This window comes from Flavobacterium sp. W1B (assembly GCF_047344965.1).
GTDB lineage: Bacteria > Bacteroidota > Bacteroidia > Flavobacteriales > Flavobacteriaceae > Flavobacterium.
Window position 1 is genome coordinate 735884 of the sequence record NZ_CP178845.1, and the last position, 17500, is coordinate 753383.

At 35.3% G+C, this 17500-nt stretch carries 15 protein-coding genes; 4 read left to right on the plus strand and 11 right to left on the minus strand.

From position 1 onward, the window contains the following. Positions 1–69 precede the first annotated feature (69 nt). A complete protein-coding gene (gene dusB, locus ACMDB5_RS03245; protein ID WP_413999587.1) occupies positions 70–1062 on the minus strand; it encodes a tRNA dihydrouridine synthase DusB in 993 nt (330 codons plus the stop codon). A 293-nt stretch (positions 1063–1355) separates the two neighbouring features. Between dusB and lepA the strand changes: the two genes are divergently transcribed. Beyond that, positions 1356–3152, plus strand: a complete 1797-nt coding sequence (lepA, locus tag ACMDB5_RS03250; RefSeq protein ID WP_414000351.1) for a translation elongation factor 4 — start codon at positions 1356–1358, stop codon at positions 3150–3152. Between the two features lie 160 nt (positions 3153–3312). Here the strand turns inward: lepA and ACMDB5_RS03255 are convergent, their stop codons facing one another. Beyond that, positions 3313–4245 (minus strand): 1-phosphofructokinase family hexose kinase, encoded by a 933-nt coding sequence (locus tag ACMDB5_RS03255; RefSeq protein ID WP_413999588.1) that lies wholly within the window; start codon positions 4243–4245, stop codon positions 3313–3315. A gap of 108 nt (positions 4246–4353) precedes the next feature. Between ACMDB5_RS03255 and thiL the strand changes: the two genes are divergently transcribed. Beyond that, on the plus strand, positions 4354–5403 hold the full coding sequence (gene thiL, locus ACMDB5_RS03260) for a thiamine-phosphate kinase (protein WP_413999589.1): 1050 nt from the start codon (positions 4354–4356) through the stop codon (positions 5401–5403). A 48-nt stretch (positions 5404–5451) separates the two neighbouring features. On the opposite strand, the gene ACMDB5_RS03265 is transcribed toward thiL, so the two are convergent. From ACMDB5_RS03265 to ACMDB5_RS03285, 5 genes are all read right to left on the minus strand, one after another. Next, positions 5452–6141, minus strand: a complete 690-nt coding sequence (locus tag ACMDB5_RS03265) for a response regulator transcription factor (protein ID WP_413999590.1) — start codon at positions 6139–6141, stop codon at positions 5452–5454. Position 6142: 1 nt separating this feature from the next. Beyond that, a complete protein-coding gene (locus ACMDB5_RS03270; protein ID WP_413999591.1) occupies positions 6143–8197 on the minus strand; it encodes a tetratricopeptide repeat protein in 2055 nt (684 codons plus the stop codon). Between the two features lie 102 nt (positions 8198–8299). Continuing rightward, positions 8300–8542 (minus strand): 3-oxoacyl-ACP reductase, encoded by a 243-nt coding sequence (locus tag ACMDB5_RS03275; RefSeq protein WP_413999592.1) that lies wholly within the window; start codon positions 8540–8542, stop codon positions 8300–8302. A gap of 179 nt (positions 8543–8721) precedes the next feature. Beyond that, positions 8722–9540, minus strand: a complete 819-nt coding sequence (locus ACMDB5_RS03280) for a LytR/AlgR family response regulator transcription factor (RefSeq protein WP_413999593.1) — start codon at positions 9538–9540, stop codon at positions 8722–8724. Between the two features lie 360 nt (positions 9541–9900). Next, positions 9901–11442, minus strand: a complete 1542-nt coding sequence (locus tag ACMDB5_RS03285) for a glycine--tRNA ligase (RefSeq protein WP_413999594.1) — start codon at positions 11440–11442, stop codon at positions 9901–9903. A 97-nt stretch (positions 11443–11539) separates the two neighbouring features. Here ACMDB5_RS03285 and ACMDB5_RS03290 point away from each other — a divergent pair, with 97 nt between their 5' ends. Then, on the plus strand, positions 11540–12223 hold the full coding sequence (locus ACMDB5_RS03290; protein WP_413999595.1) for a ComF family protein: 684 nt from the start codon (positions 11540–11542) through the stop codon (positions 12221–12223). 219 nt (positions 12224–12442) lie between these two features. Further along, a complete protein-coding gene (locus ACMDB5_RS03295; RefSeq protein WP_413999596.1) occupies positions 12443–13051 on the plus strand; it encodes a superoxide dismutase in 609 nt (202 codons plus the stop codon). 306 nt (positions 13052–13357) lie between these two features. On the opposite strand, the gene ACMDB5_RS03300 is transcribed toward ACMDB5_RS03295, so the two are convergent. The 4 genes from ACMDB5_RS03300 to ACMDB5_RS03315 form a co-directional block, all read right to left on the minus strand. After that, on the minus strand, positions 13358–15256 hold the full coding sequence (locus tag ACMDB5_RS03300; RefSeq protein ID WP_413999597.1) for an amidophosphoribosyltransferase: 1899 nt from the start codon (positions 15254–15256) through the stop codon (positions 13358–13360). Between the two features lie 105 nt (positions 15257–15361). Further along, the gene (locus ACMDB5_RS03305) at positions 15362–16285 is read right to left on the minus strand and encodes a PfkB family carbohydrate kinase (protein ID WP_413999598.1); all 924 of its coding nucleotides are present in this window, start codon (positions 16283–16285) and stop codon (positions 15362–15364) included. 104 nt (positions 16286–16389) lie between these two features. Next, positions 16390–16869 carry a ribonuclease HI gene (gene rnhA / locus ACMDB5_RS03310; protein WP_413999599.1) on the minus strand — a complete coding sequence of 160 codons (480 nt, stop codon included), beginning with the start codon at positions 16867–16869 and terminating at the stop codon, positions 16390–16392. 42 nt (positions 16870–16911) lie between these two features. Beyond that, positions 16912–17472 carry a phosphoribosylglycinamide formyltransferase gene (locus ACMDB5_RS03315; RefSeq protein WP_413999600.1) on the minus strand — a complete coding sequence of 187 codons (561 nt, stop codon included), beginning with the start codon at positions 17470–17472 and terminating at the stop codon, positions 16912–16914. Positions 17473–17500: the final 28 nt, after the last annotated feature.

Sequence of the window (17500 nt, forward strand, 5' to 3'; positions counted from 1 at the left end):
TCTAAAAAGCAACATCTTTTATTATAAAAACCCGATAGCTTTTTTGAAACTATCGGGTTTTTTATAATGTTATATCAATTCATAAGCTGAATAAGCTTGTTCAATCTCATTCAGAACTGCGAATAATTCTTCGGGACGATCTAGAGTTACTAATTTTTGTTTGAAAGGCTTAAAAGAGTGTATTCCTTTGAAATAATTGGTGTAATGGGGTCTTGTTTCAACAATACCCAGTCTTTCTCCTTTCCATTCCATCGCCCAAGTTAAATGGTTTCGGACGGCTTCCACCCTATCGGCAACCGTAGGTTTGGCCAAATGTTCGCCTGTTTTCATGTAATGCTTGATTTCGTTAAAAATCCAAGGATAGCCAATCGCAGCACGACCAATCATGATTCCGTCGATGCCATATTCATTTTTATATTGCAATGCTTTTTCGGGGGAATCGATATCTCCATTCCCAAAAATAGGCATCGTGATTCTAGGGTTGTTTTTCACTCGCGCGATATGCGACCAATCCGAGTGGCCCTTGTACATTTGCGCACGTGTTCTGGCGTGAATACTTAATGCCGCAACGCCAATATCCTGCAAACGCTCTGCAACTTCGTCAATATTGATGGAGTTGTCATCCCAACCCAAACGGGTTTTTACGGTAACCGGCAAATCCGTACTATCGATAACCGCTTTAGTTAATCGCACCATCAAATCCACATCTTTCAATACTCCAGCGCCGGCGCCTTTGCAAACTACTTTTTTTACCGGACAACCATAATTGATATCTATTAAATCCGGGTTTACGGCGGAAACTATTTTGGATGACATTGCCATTGCTTCTTCATCGCCACCAAAAATCTGGATTCCAACGGGGCGTTCGTAATCAAAAATATCCAACTTCATTCGGCTTTTGATGGCGTCTCGAATTAATCCTTCGGAGGAGATGAATTCCGAATACATCAAATCGGCACCATGCATCTTGCACAATCTGCGATACGGTGGATCGCTCACATCTTCCATAGGTGCGAGAAGTAAAGGGAAATCAGGTAATTCTATGTTGCCAATCTTGACCATCTGCTTAATTTTGGCGCAAAATTACAACTTTTAGACGAATACCCGAATACCCGAAGGGAAAAGACTTAATATTAAAGCCTTTAGTTTATAGATTCTAGGCTTTGAAGCTATTGATTTTAGCGTATATTTGCAGATTAATTGTCGCGGTTTGCGAATGTGTGCGAGGGATAGCAGTGGAAATCCCTTTCTTTTTTTCTTAAAAAAGAAAGGATTATAACGGATAGCCCGACCCTTGTTGTCACGCCCTGAAATAAATCAGGACAAGCCAAAAATAAAATTGACAGATGGATAAAATGAAAAAAATAAGGAATTTTTGCATTATTGCACATATTGACCACGGGAAAAGTACGCTTGCAGACCGTTTACTAGGAGCAACTCAGACGGTTACGGCTCGTGAAGAAAAGGCGCAATTGCTAGATAACATGGATCTAGAGCGCGAACGTGGGATTACGATTAAGAGTCACGCGATTCAGATGGAATACACCTATAAAGGTGAGGAATATATCCTAAACTTGATTGATACTCCTGGACACGTAGATTTTTCATACGAAGTTTCTCGTTCTATTGCCGCTTGCGAAGGTGCGCTTTTGATTGTGGATGCGGCACAAAGTATCCAAGCACAAACGATTTCGAATTTATATTTAGCTTTAGAAAACGACCTGGAAATTATTCCGGTTTTGAATAAAGTAGATTTACCATCTGCGAATCCTGAAGAAGTAAGTGATGATATTATTGACTTACTTGGATGCAAATTGGAAGATATCATCCATGCTTCAGGAAAAACAGGTTTTGGTGTCGAGAATATTTTGGCGGCGATTATCGAACGAATTCCTCCTCCATCAGGAAATATTGACGAACCTTTACAGGCTTTGATTTTTGACTCGCATTACAACCCATTTCGTGGAATTGAGGTTATTTTCCGTGTGAAAAACGGACAGATAAAAAAAGGCCAAAAAATTAAATTCATGGCCACTGGAAATGAATATTTTGCGGACGAAATTGGAACATTAAAACTGAACCAGGTTCCGAAACAAGTAATTTCGGCTGGTGATGTTGGTTATTTGATTTCAGGAATCAAGGAAGCCAAAGAAGTAAAAGTTGGGGATACTTTAACCGATGCTAAAACGCCAACAACGAATATGATTACGGGTTTCGAAGACGTGAAACCGATGGTTTTTGCTGGAATTTACCCAGTAGACACCGAAGATTACGAAGACTTGCGTGCTTCGATGGAGAAATTACAATTGAACGATGCTTCGTTGGTTTTTCTTCCAGAAAGTTCGGCGGCTTTAGGATTTGGTTTCCGTTGTGGATTCTTAGGAATGTTACACATGGAAATCATTCAAGAACGTTTAGAGCGTGAATTTGATATGACGGTAATTACAACGGTTCCTAACGTTTCCTATTTAGCTTACACCAAAAAAGAACCGGATACTGCATTTGTAATTAACAATCCTTCGGATTTACCGGAACCATCAAAATTAGATCGCGTTGAAGAACCTTTTATAAAAGCAACGATCATTACCAAAGCGGATTTCGTGGGTAACGTAATGAGTTTGTGTATCGAAAAACGCGGTATTATAACCAATCAAACCTACCTGACAACCGAGCGTGTGGAATTGAATTTTGACATGCCCTTAGCGGAAATTGTATTCGATTTTTACGATCGTTTGAAAACCGTTTCTAAAGGATATGCTTCTTTTGATTACACCCCAATCGGGATGCGTACTTCAAAATTAGTACGATTAGATGTTTTATTAAATGCACAATCTGTGGATGCACTTTCTGCTTTAATTCACGAAAGCAATGCCTACAACATTGGTAAAAAAATGTGTGAAAAATTGCGTGAGTTGATCCCAAGACAACAATTTGACATTCCGATTCAAGCAGCAATTGGAGCTAAAATTATCGCTCGTGAAACGATTAAAGCACTTCGTAAAGACGTTACCGCTAAATGTTATGGTGGGGATATTTCTCGTAAACGTAAACTTTTGGAAAAACAGAAAAAAGGTAAAAAACGTATGAGATTGGTTGGAAATGTTGAGATTCCGCAAGAAGCATTTATGGCCGTTTTGAAATTGAATGATTAATTCTTTTTCTAGAAAATAGAAGAAAGAACAAAGAATAAAGAGGAAACCTGATGATGTAAAAATTATCAGGTTTTTTTGTTTTTATTCCCGCTGTAGAGATGCACTGCTGTGCATCTCTACGATCGTGCGTCTCTACAACTAACATCGGGTAAAATTAAATTTATTTATCCTTCAACCATTCAAACAATCGCTGCGCATCTTCCAATTTAAACAATTGCGTGCCTTCATTCATCGTTGCCGCAGATCCGCAGGCAACTCCCCAACGAATGACTTCTTTTAAAGATTTATTCTGAGATAATGCCCAAACCATACCACCAACCATACTATCACCGGCGCCAACGGTGCTTTTTTTGGCAACATTGGGAGCGTGGACAAATTCATAATTATCTTTCGTGACCAAAACCGCTCCTTGAGGTCCGAGAGAAACCACAATGATTTCGGCACCGCCTTTAGCAATGATCTGTTTGGCGGCATCTTTTACTTCTTCCATCTCGAGGCGTTCCACACCAATCAGTTTTGCCAATTCGCCCACATTGGGTTTTATCAAGTAAACACCCGCTTCTAACACTTTTTTAAATGCTTCACCAGTAGTATCGACAATCAGTTTTGAATTGTTTTTTTTTGCTTTTTCTGCAATTTGCTTATAATAATCAATGGGCAAGCCTTCACTCAAACCTCCGCTGAGAACCAAAAAATTGAAATCTAATCCCTCAATAGTTGAACTAATTTTTTCTTTTTCTGAAATTGTGACGGCTGGAGCAGGAAAAACAAAACGATACTGGGAATTTGTATGATCATCCACCGCAACAAAATTTTCTCGGGTCCAAGTTTCAGTTTCGATTGCTTCAAAAGGAATCGAATCTCTTTTCAATAATCCTTTCAGCATTTCACCGGTTGCACCGCCTGAAGTAATTACCGCCAATGAAGTTCCTCCCAATTTCGATATCGCTTTAGAAACATTGATTCCGCCGCCGCCTGCATCAAACATGGGTACTTGACATCTCATTTTTTGTTCGGGAATCAAACCCGAGAAATGGGCACTTTTATCTAAGGCCGGACTCACCGTTAGCGTAACAATATCGAATGTTTTCACTTTATTGCATTTTTATAATCTTAAAGGTCGAAAAAAATTCCATACAACACACTCAATTTAAGGCGAAGATTTCTTTGTATATTTGCAAGTTCAAAACAAAGAAAAAAGATGATCGAAGATAAAACGCCACAACGAACAAGCATAGCTCAATTAGGAGAATTTGGATTAATAGACCATTTGACAAAAAACTTCGAAATCAACCAATCTTCCACCATAAAAGGAATTGGTGATGACGCTGCCGTCTTGGATTTTAAAGACAAAAAAGTGGTCGTTTCTACCGATTTGCTGATTGAAGGCGTACATTTTGACTTGGCATACATGCCACTAAAGCATTTAGGCTACAAAGCAGTTGTGGTTAACATTTCTGATATCTGCGCAATGAATGCCAAAGCCACACAAATCACGGTTTCGGTGGCAGTATCCAATCGTTTTCCTTTGGAAGCTTTAGAAGAACTATTTGCAGGTATCACCCATGCTGCAAACGAGTACAAAGTGGATGTTATTGGTGGTGACACCACCTCATCACAAAAAGGATTAATCATCAGCATTACCGCCATCGGAGAAGCTAACGAAGAAGAAATCGTCTATAGAAACGGTGCCAAACAAACCGATTTATTAGTGGTTACCGGCGATATTGGTGCAGCTTATATGGGATTACAGGTTTTAGAACGCGAGAAACAAGTTTTTCAGGTGAACCCAAATTCCCAACCTGATTTAGATGCTTATACGTATCTTATAGAGCGTCAACTAAAACCGGAAGCCCGAAAAGATGTCCGCACTTTACTGCACGCTTTAGAGATAAAACCAACTTCAATGATTGACATTTCGGATGGATTGTCATCAGAAATCATGCATTTATGCAAACAATCTGGTGTGGGTTGTAATTTATATGAAGACAAATTGCCAATCGACCCGCAGTTTATAAACGTATGTGAGGAATTCAATATCGACAGCACAACCGTTGCGATAAACGGAGGTGAAGATTATGAATTGCTTTTCACGATTGCTATGGAAGATTTTGAAAAAATAAAGGGAAATCCAAATTTCTCTATCATTGGACATATGACCCAAGAAAGCGAAGGCATTCATTTAGTAACTCGAGCGAACACTAAAATTCCTTTAAAAGCTCGCGGCTGGGATGCCATCAGAGAAGAATAATTTTAAAACAAAAACGACACTTTAATAAGTGTCGTTTTTGTTTTAAATCTAAAATAACAGTCCAATATTTCTAGCTTCACGGACTAAATCAATGTCGCTACCGTCAGTTACTTTCAGTAATTCTTTTAGATTTAGCTTCCTTACTTCAATCGCATTTAAAGATATAGGAATATACTGAGGCAAGTCTTTTGTTTTAGTTCCTTTTGATAAATGAAATAAAATTTGCTTGTCAAATAAATCAATCTCTATACTGTGTTCTTCAGATTCCAACATTTTAAGAACCGATTGACTATAATATTTTTCGTCTTTGATTACTTTATTAAAAGCAAACAACAACTCATCAAATGTCAAGTCGTTTTTTATAACTAGTCCACTAGGATTTATATTTTTTATAATCGTTTTTATCTTTAAAAACTCGGTAAACATGGTCAGCATAATAATTTTGCAATCCGGCATAAATTCCAGAATCAACTTTGCTAAATCTTCACCAGAATAAAGTCCCTTTTCTTCATAAGGTGGCATACTTATATCTAAAAAAGCAATGTCAAAAATAGTGTCTGGATTTGTAATAATATGATAAGCTGATTCGCAATCCTTGGCTTCTGCAATAAAAAACTCATGCTTTTCTGGCTTATATCTCGTAATTGCATTTTTATACCCTTGTATAATAAAAGGATGATCGTCTACAATTAGTACATTGTTCTTTATCTTAGTTAAGGCAGCTGATTCAGTTGTCATTTTATGTGGCTATTTGTTTTTGTTCTATTGGGACTGTAACTGTAATGATTGTTCCTTCGTTTTTTTTAGATTTTATATTAAATGAACCATTACATTCATTTGTTCGAGAAAGCATGTTTTGCAAACCAATACCTTTTTTCTTCACATTGGCATTAAACCCGATTCCGTCATCGGTTATTGTCAACTCCAAGTCTTCTTCTGTTTTTTTCAGTTCAACTCTAATTGAGCGAGCGTTTGCATATTTATTAATATTTTGAAGCGATTCCTGAATAATACGATATATATTAATTTTAACAGAATTGGGAACCGATTCCCATTTAATATTCGAATCGATACTTGTGACTAATTTTGACTGGAATGTTCTTCTTTGCTCTTCGAATAAATTATCGACTATGGCAACGAAGTTATTAATTAATTCTGATTTTTCTCTATTCAAATCGTGCGAAATTTCACGAATATCCTGCTCAATATTCTTCAATTCTTTTAAATAACCGATTCTCTGATTGATAGCCATCTCATCCTGAAACCCATTTAATCCATCTAAATTCATACGAACACCAAACATTCTTCCCAACACCCCATCATGTAGTTCTTGGGCTACTCTCTTTTTCTCTTTTACTCTAATGGTATCAATCGTATTCTGCTGAGAAATCATCAAATTATAGATATCCTCATTGGCTTCCTGTTGCCTTTGCTTGTATTGCAATTCTCTGTTTTTTGCTTTTTGAGCTTTGATAATATACAAAAATAAGCCTATGATTGTCAAACCACTAAAAAGATAAACCAAATTTCTGTTTTGAGTTGTTAAGTCAGAGTTCTCCCCTTTTATTACATCCGTTTCATACTCAATACGAGAGAACTTATCTCCCATTTTACGCTCCGCTTTTTGCAACTCTTCATTGACATGAATATATTCCCTGTTATAAGCAGCAGCATTTCCGGGTTCTACTACAGCCATTTGCTTCAATGCCACTAAGATATCTCTAGAAATTTTGGTGTTACGAGCAAGCAAAAGAGCTTCTTTAGAATATTGAATTGCTTTGGCCTCATCTCCTTTGGAAACAAAATATTCTGATAAATGTATTTTATTGGTAAATATTCCTGAACCTAGTTTTAGACTATCTCTGAGTTTCAGCGATTGATAAAACAAATCAGGTAAGCCATCTTTTTCGTTTAGTTTGAATTTAGAATAGGCTAAATTATCCAACAACATCGCATATAAAGGTGGCTTATGAATCATCAAATTCTCTTGTTCCAATCCTTTTTGAAAATATTTTTTTGCTTGCAGATAATTCTTTGAGCTAATATAAAGATACCCTATATTATTATACGAAGTTGCTCTAGACTGAAATTCCACTGGTAATGTTTCATCCTCGATAACGGATAATGCTTTATTATTGTAAGCTAGTGCATTATCAAATTCACCAAGTTCATTATATATTAAGCCTAGAAGATTATAAGCATCATATAATACTATGCTATTTACTCTTTTTTCACCTTTGATAATTCGTAACACACTAAAAATAGCTTTTTCAGCCCCTAGGAAATCTCCAGCCTTATATTGCAGAGTAGCTTTATTAATCAGCGTTTTACTTAGATTAAACTTATCCTTAAATTTCTCATAAATCTTTTCCGCATTATAATAAAATACAAAAGCACTATCTGAGACTGTTTGAGCTTCATAATAATCACCCAAATAAGTATAAGCTTTTGCAATACTTGCAGTGTCATTTGCGCTTACTGACTTTTCCAAAACAAGATGTACAGTCTTACTATAGTCTTTCCAATTATTGATATTATAAAATCTATTAGCAACTTTAAATAGATTAACCCTATTTAACGAATCGTTTTCTTGATTCATTACAATCTCAAAAGCTTTTTGATTAATCAGGTGTCTTTTCTCTCGAGTGAGACTTAAATCATTAGCCAATGAGAAATAAGTAGACAGACTATCATTAGAAGTATTAACAATTTCATTCTCTGAATCTTTCTTGGTACATCCAAAAAACAAAATCAGGAAATAGATAAATAAGAATTTAAAAATAATTTTTTTCAATAGTATTATCTTTAATTTTACCAAAAATAGTAAAATAAAACTATTAGAATAAAAAAAGCTGCCAAAATTGACAGCTTGAATATTATTACAAAAAAATAGTTATCAGTCTAACTTCATATTACCACCTGCTGAACCTTGTCCTATAATATCTAATTTCATATTACCACCTGCTGAACCTTGTCCTATAATATCTAATTTCATATTACCACCTGCTGAACCTTGTCCTATAATATCTAATTTCATATTACCTCCAGCAGAGCCTTGTCCAATTATATCTACTGTAGTAAAAGATGTTAATACCATTACTAAAGAAAATAGTCCGATTGTTAAGATTGATTTTTTCATAATTTGGGATTTTTTATGTTTTTAATTTGTTTTACGTTATTTTAAGAATCCGTTTGTGTGGGAATTCTTTTGTAAAACTACATAGCGAATCTCTATTTTTCTTACAAATACAGGCCTATATGGTGGAATGTGGCTGTCTGATAGTAGATGACAGTCAAATTTGGGTAGATGGCCTTTTTTTAAATTTCTAAGTAATTCCCATTCGAAATTTCAGAAATAATAAGGTCGATGTTAATCTTGTAGGATTTAGAAAAAGGAAGTTTTGTGGTGGTATTCTTTATGTAACAGACCGCATTTCCGGTATGGATCCTCGAAATGTAATTACAGTTTACAATATAACTATTATGAATTCGGACAAAAGGATAAGACAAAGCACTCTCAAAATGTTTCAATGTCTTGAAGGCAGTTACCATTTCTCCACTATTTAGATGAATATCGGTAGAATTATTATCCGCTTGCAAATAGCAAATATCTCTGGCATCAATATATCTATAATCACCATAAGACTTTATACACAATATGAGCGGTTTTTGCTGACTTAAAGTTTCGTGATGCACAAAAGAGACTGGTTTCTCTTCTTGAGGCTCTGGCGGCGATTGTGCCAAAATCTTTTCCTCTTCACCATCTGCTTTTTTCAATTTAAGGATTGACTTGACAAAATCAATTCGTGACAATGGCTTCAACATATATGCCGTCACATCATATTCTATGGCCTCAAAAGCTAAGTCTTTCTTTCTAGTTGTAACAATAATTTTAGGAATTACCTTCAAATATCTGTGCAACTCATTTATAAGAGCTAATGACAGCATACTTTTCTTGTCAACAGGATCAATTTCGAGAAAAACCAATTGGGGAGTGTGCTCTAAGATAAGGTTTAAACCCTCGACATAATTATGTGCCGATGCAACAAAAGTAAGCTCCGAAAAACTGTCAGCAATGGCTTTCGTTTTCAAAACACTTTCTTGATCGTCGTCAATAATAATGTACGAATAATTCATCAGTGGCTTTTCCTAGAATTAGCATCCATTACATTTGGTATCCAAAGTAAAACATACTCTAAATTATTAAGCAATTGCGGTAGTTTTGGGAAACTAATTAAACAAAAGTGTAAAACACTACATAAAACGCTATTATTTAACATTCTAAAAATAAGCATTTAACTATTTTTCCTTATTAGTTGTTAATATGTTCATAACAAATGTTGATACATTGAGATGAAGTGCAAATAAACCCGATAAAAGACGTGAATATTTTTTTGAAAAGAGCACAAAAATAGATATACAAAATTCATTTGATACCATTCTAAAAAAAAAGCTTTCCGTTTTGGAAAGCTTTTCTTATATAAACAAAAAAACTAATTACATTTTCATCAACCAATTTTTCATCGAAACTTCATCTTCTATAATTGATTTCAAATCGGCAATTTTTACGCGATCTTGTTTCATGCTGTCTCTATGTCTAATTGTTACGGTTTGATCTTCGATTGTTTGGTGATCCACTGTAATACAAAATGGAGTTCCCAAAGCATCCTGTCTTCTATAACGGCGACCAACTGCATCTTTTTCATCATAAGACACATTGAAATCCCATTTTAAATCCTCAATGATTTTATGTGCAATTTCAGGCAATCCATCTTTTTTTACCAAAGGCAAAACTGCCGCTTTTGTTGGTGCCAAAACTGCAGGCAATTTCAGAACTGTTCTTGTAGATCCGTCTTCCAAAGTTTCTTCTTTCAAAGAAGTAGCAAAAACAGCCAAGAACATTCTATCTAATCCTACCGAAGTTTCAACCACATAAGGAACATAATTTTGATTCAATTCGGCATCAAAATATTGTAATTTTCTGCCTGAAAATTTCTCATGCGCTTTCAAATCAAAATCAGTACGAGAGTGAATTCCTTCTAATTCTTTGAATCCAAAAGGAAAATTAAACTCAATATCAGCCGCAGCATTAGCGTAATGCGCTAATTTTTCGTGATCATGAAAACGATAATTCTCTCTTCCTAAACCTAGAGACAAATGCCATTTTAAACGCGCTTCTTTCCAAAACTCATAATGCTTCATTTCATCTCCCGGACGCACAAAAAATTGCATTTCCATTTGTTCAAACTCACGCATACGGAAAATAAATTGTCTTGCAACAATCTCGTTTCTAAAAGCCTTTCCAGTTTGAGCAATTCCAAAAGGAACTTTCATTCGTCCTGATTTTTGTACATTCAAGAAATTTACAAATATACCCTGAGCTGTTTCCGGACGCAAATATAAATCCATTGCAGAATCGGCAGAAGCACCTAATTTTGTACCAAACATCAAGTTAAATTGACGAACTTCGGTCCAATTTCTAGATCCTGATTCTGGACAAGCAATTTCTAATTCTTCAATTAAGGCTTTTACATCAGCCAAATCTTCATTCCCTAAAGAGCGAGCCATTCTTTCTAAAATTGCTCTTTCTTTAGCTTTGTATTCAACTACTCTAGCATTTGTAGTAACAAATTCTTGTTCGTTAAAAGCATCGCCAAAACGAACTCTTGCCTTTTCAATTTCTTTGATTGCTTTTTGATTTAGCTTTTCGGCATAATCTTCAATCAAAACATCCGCTCTATATCTTCTTTTCGAATCTTTATTGTCGATTAATGGATCGTTAAACGCATCTACGTGTCCTGACGCTTTCCAAGTAGTAGGATGCATCAATATAGCCGCATCAAGTCCCACTATGTTTTCGTTCATCTGAACCATCGCTTTCCACCAATACTCGCGTATGTTCTTTTTTAACTCTACACCGTTTTGTGCATAATCATAGACTGCACTCAAACCATCGTATATTTCGCTTGACGGAAAAATAAATCCGTACTCTTTTGCGTGCGAAACTACATTCTTAAAAATATCTTCTTGTTTTGCCATAGTACTGCAAAAATATAAAAAGAGAACTGAAAAAAAAGGAAATAAGAGAAGTTTGAAGCATTGATTTTCATATTTTTATAAATAAATTCGTAATTATATGTTCAAGAGCATCATAAACCTATTCTTTCCCAAGGCATGCGCTGGCTGTAATTCATTTTTACTGACAAATGAAAATGTAATTTGTACTCTTTGTAGGCATCATATCCCGCTAACAAATCATCATTTGAACCCAGAAAACGAAGCTTTCAAAAAATTTTACGGCAAAATACCTATAGAATATGCCTCAGCATTTCTTTATTTTCATAAAAAAGGAATTGTACAAGAGGTAATACACAAACTAAAATACAAAGGACATCAAGAAATAGGTGCCGTTTTAGGAAACTGGTATGCCGAAGATTTAAAAGAAATTCTGATTCTTCAAGAAGTAGACACAATAGTCCCAGTCCCTTTGCACAAAAAGAAATACCACGAAAGAGGCTACAATCAAGTTACCGCTTTTGGACTTGCTCTTTCGAACGAATTGAATGTAAACTATGATGATTCTATTCTGATTCGAACGCTTTATTCCAAAACACAATCCAAAAAAAATCTTTTAGGCAGAACCGAAGGTATCGAAACCACCTTCAACGTTAATTTTACCGAAAAAGACCATCACAAACATTTCCTTCTTGTTGATGATGTAATCACAACCGGCTCGACTCTTGAAGCCTGTTCCCGTGCTTTAATGAAAATTCCCGGAGCAAAAATCAGCATTGTTTGTATGGCAATGGCGCAATCTTAAAATTGAATTATTCTTCTATAAAAAAGACTTACAAACAGCGTTTTATTAGAATAAAAAATAAAAACAAGCTCTTTTTAATTTAATCCTAATTGTAACAAAGAACGGCTAATTACAGCAATCAATTTAATTAATGTAATTATAACCAAATAGAATTTCCGATTACAAAGTTAAATGTTTAAATTTGGATAAATTTTTATAAATCATTTAAACAACTATATCATGGCTTTTGAACTACCTCAATTACCTTATGCTTATGACGCATTAGAACCTCATATTGATGCTCGTACAATGGAAATTCACCATACAAAACATCATAATGCATATACTACCAATTTGAATGCTGCAATTGCAGGAACAGATATGGAAGGTAAAACAATCGAAAATATCTTGATTAATCTTGATATGAAAAATGCTGCCGTTCGCAACAACGGAGGTGGATTTTACAACCATAATCTTTTTTGGACAGTTATGGCTCCTAACGCTGGTGGATTGCCAACTGGAGATTTGTTAGCAGCAATTGAAGGTACTTTTGGTACTTTTGAAGAATTTAAAGCTAAATTCAGTAAAGCTGGAGCAACACAATTTGGTTCAGGATGGGCTTGGTTATGTGTTCAAAAAGGTGGAAAATTAGACGTTTGTGGAACTCCAAACCAAGACAATCCTTTAATGCCAGGAATTGGTTGTGGAGGAACTCCAATCCTTGGAATGGATGTTTGGGAACACGCTTATTATTTGAATTATCAAAACAGAAGACCTGATTATATTGAAGCTTTTTTCAGTGTAATTAACTGGACTGAAGTTTCAAGAAGATATGCTTTAGAAAAATAGTCTTTCAGAAAACAGAGAATAGATTACAGATCTAAACGCTAGAAATAAAAAGTCGGATGAGCTAAATAGTTCATCCGACTTTTTTATGGTTAGTTTTTACTTCTGCCCTCAGGCTTGGCATCTTTTCACCTCAGTTTATTCCAATAAAAAAGGTGGAATAAATTCCACCTTTTTTGCCCCAAATCTACCATAAACTTAACCTACTAAATGTTATGGTAGTTTAAAATTATAGAAGTTATTCGCTGTAAACAAATATTCAAGACGAACAACTCAAAAAACCGATAAATTACATAATTTGATCGATTACTAATATGCTCTAGCGTCTTTGCCTTCGTAAAAATTCATAAAAGCACGATTCACAACTCTGTTTCCTCCCGGAGTAGGATAATCTCCCGTAAAATACCAATCTCCTAAATTCTCAGGACATGCTACATGAAGATCCTCCACGGTTTGAAATATAATTTTAACTTCCGCTTTTATTTCCGGAGAGCTCAACATTTCTGCAATTTTATCAGAAACCTCTTGTGGCTCAAACGGCGCATAAATAGCCGTTACATAATTCACAACCTCAGTGTCTTCAAAGTTTTCTTGCGCCTTACATTTTGCATAAACTTCATCAACAATATGATATAGATTTCTTTCTTTCAATAATTCTAAAGCTGCTCTAAAGGCTACTAAACCTTCCATTTTAGCCATATCAATTCCATAACAATCAGGATAACGTATCTGTGGCGCCGATGAAACGATAACAATTCTCTTAGGCTTCAAACGATCCATCATTTTGATGATACTCATTTTAAGTGTCGTTCCACGAACAATACTATCATCAATAATCACCAAATTATCGGTAGGTTTTATAACACCATAGGTCACGTCATATACGTGAGCCACTAGATCATCTCGGCTACTGTCTTCGGTAATAAATGTTCTGAGTTTAGCATCCTTGATAGCCACTTTCTCGGTACGGATTTTTACAGAAAGTAATTCTTGCAAACTATCGGCAGTCAGAGTGTCTCTGTTCGCCAAAATGTAATCATTTTTCCTTTTATTTAAAAAATCCTGAGCCGCTTCTACCATTCCATAGAACGAAGTTTCCGCAGTATTTGGAATATAAGAAAAAACCGTATTATCAGTATCGCTATCAATAGCATCTAAAACTGCAGGCAAAATTAATTTTCCTAAATTTTTTCTTTCTTGATATATCGTAGCATCACTTCCTCTAGAGAAATAAATACGCTCAAAAGAACATGCTTTTAAAGGTAAAGCTTCGCGAATTTGTTCATCAAGAACGGTTCCGTCTTTTTTAACTATTATTGCATGACCAGGTTTAATCTCCTGTACTTTATCAAAATCAACATTAAAAACAGTTTGAATTACCGGACGTTCTGAAGCTACAACTACTACTTCATCATCTTGATAATAATAAGCTGGACGAATTCCTGCAGGATCACGAGTAACAAATGCATCTCCGTGACCTATCAATCCCGCCATAGCGTATCCTCCGTCCCAGTTTTTTGATGCACGACGCAAAATTCTTCCCACATCAAGACGATCACCGATAACCGGAGAAGCTTCTCGTTTTGACAAGCCTTCGTTTTTACAATCGTTATATAACTGAGTAACTTCGTCATCAAGAAAGTGACCAATTTTTTCCATTACAGTAACCGTATCTGCCATTTCTTTTGGATGCTGTCCCAAACGAACTAAATCAGCAAACAGCTCCTTAACATTTGTCATATTGAAGTTTCCTGCAACAATCAGATTTCTATGCATCCAATTATTTTGACGTAAAAAAGGATGAACATTTTCGATGCTGTTTTTCCCAAAAGTACCGTAACGAACGTGACCTAAGTAAACCTCTCCTACATAAGGAATATTTTTCTTTTGAAGCGCCACATCATCTGCATATTCAGGATGAGAAACCATCTCTTCATTTATCCTTTCATTAATTTGAGCAAAAACATCCTGAATCGGTTGTGCATGATTAGAACGCACGCGGCTTATGTATCTCTCTCCTGGCTCCATGTCTAGTTTTATACTTGCAAAACCAGCACCATCCTGCCCGCGGTTGTGCTGCTTTTCCATCATCAGGTACATTTTTTGTACTCCGTAAAAAGCAGTTCCGTATTTTTCTTTGTAAAATTCAAGCGGTTTTAGTAGTCTAACTAAGGCTATCCCACATTCGTGTTTTAAAGCGTCGCTCATTGTATTGTTTTTGTTGTGTTGTTGTTTACTAATATATATTCTTACAAAAAGAATTAAAAACCATGATTATTAACCAAAAAAACCTCGTTTCCGAGGTTTGTAACTTTATAGCGCTATATCAAATTGAGTCAAAGACTTGAATTGTTTTAATCTTGTCAAGACTTCTTCTTTATCAAGATCTACCATTCTTTCTGTTCCAAATTTCTCCACACAAAATGAAGCTAAATTAGACCCATAGATTATGGCATTCTTCATGTTCTCGAAAGAAATGTTTTCGCTTTGCGTGATAAATCCTGCGAACCCCCCAGCAAATGTATCTCCAGCTCCCGTTGGATCAAAAACTTCTTCCAATGGTAATGCTGGCGCAAAGAAAACATCTTTATTATGGAACAATAATGCTCCGTGCTCTCCTTTTTTAATCACCACATACTTTGGTCCCATAGTATGAATTTTGGCAGCAGCCTTTACTAAAGAATATTCTCCCGAAAGCTGACGCGCTTCTTCATCATTTATGGTAATAACATCCACTCTTTTTATTACATCCAATAATTCTGGTAAGGCACAATCCATCCAAAAATTCATTGTATCCAAAACAACTAATTTTGGCTGTGTTTCCATTTGATCCAAAACACTGCTTTGCACTAATGGATGCAAGTTTCCAAGCATTACTACATCGGCATCTTTATAATCCTGAGGTACTTTTGGTTGAAAATCCGCCAAAGTATTCAATTCAGTTACCAAAGTATCTCTTGAATTCAAATCGTTATGATAACGACCGCTCCAAAAGAAAGTTTTTCCACCTTTTACAATTTCCAAACCTGAAATATCAATATTTCTGCTAGTCAATAAATCTAAATGTTCTTGTGGAAAATCATCGCCAACTACTGAAACGATAGCTGATTTTAAATTAAAAAAAGATGCAGAAAGTCCGATATATGTAGCGGCTCCACCTAAAATCTTATCTGTTTTCCCGAAAGGAGTTTCAATAGCGTCGAAAGCAACAGTCCCGACAATCAGCAATTTGTTCATTTTTTGGTTTTCGAATTAAAGCGCAAAGGTAGTTCATAAGTTGCAAAATTGCAACGGCTAAAATCGTAAAGTTTTACTAATTTATCACACTGAACACTAATGCATTACGTTATTTTACTGCCTTCATTTTCGTAATAAGCATCTATAGAAAGCGAACTACTTTGAGAAGCCATAACCGCCAATTCATCGCACCTTTCGTTTTGCGGATGGTTATTATGTCCTTTTATCCATTTAAAATCAACCTGGTGTTTTCTGTAAACAACCAAAAAACGCTTCCATAAATCAGGATTTTTCTTTCCCGTAAATCCTTTTTTCTCCCATCCAAAAACCCATTTCTTCAATACCGAATCGACCACATATTTTGAATCCGAAACAACCAAAACTCTCGTATTGGGGTTTTTCAACTTCTCGAGTCCTACTATAACTCCCAATAATTCCATTCTATTATTAGTGGTATGCCTAAATCCTTCATAGAATTCTTTCTTATGAGGCGTTCCCACCAACTCCATCACAACACCATAACCTCCTTTTCCAGGGTTTCCTTTTGCAGCACCATCAGTATATATATGTACGTCGTGAATCATTATAGCTAATTAGATCTTAGTATTTGAAAATTGTATTGGTTCTTAACCCAGTAATTCCGCAATTACACTAGGGAAATATTTTTGCTCCAATTCATGGATTTTATCAGCAACTGTTTCCGGAGTTTCTTCGCCTGACAAAACGATACTCTTTTGAAAAATAATATTTCCTTCATCATAATTTTCATTCACATAATGAATAGAAATTCCCGTTTCTTTTTCTTTATTTTCAACAATACTCTTATGAATATTCATGCCATACATTCCTTTTCCTCCGTATTTAGGCAACAAAGCAGGATGTATATTTATGATTTTATCCGGATAATAGGCTATAATATCTTCCGGAAATTTCAACAAAAATCCGGCAAGAACAATCAAATCAGGTTGAATTTCATTTATTTTTTGCAATACATCTCCTTTATTTAATTCCTCTTTAGAGAAAATCTCCGCAGGAACCTCATATTTACTAGCTCTTTCGATGACCTTAGCCGAAGCATTATTTGTAAAAACAGCGACTACGGTTCCTGATTCATTTGAATCAAAATATTTTATAATATTCTCAGCGTTAGTCCCAGATCCAGAAGCAAAAATCACTATTTTTTTCATAATCAACTTGAATTTATTTACGCAAAAA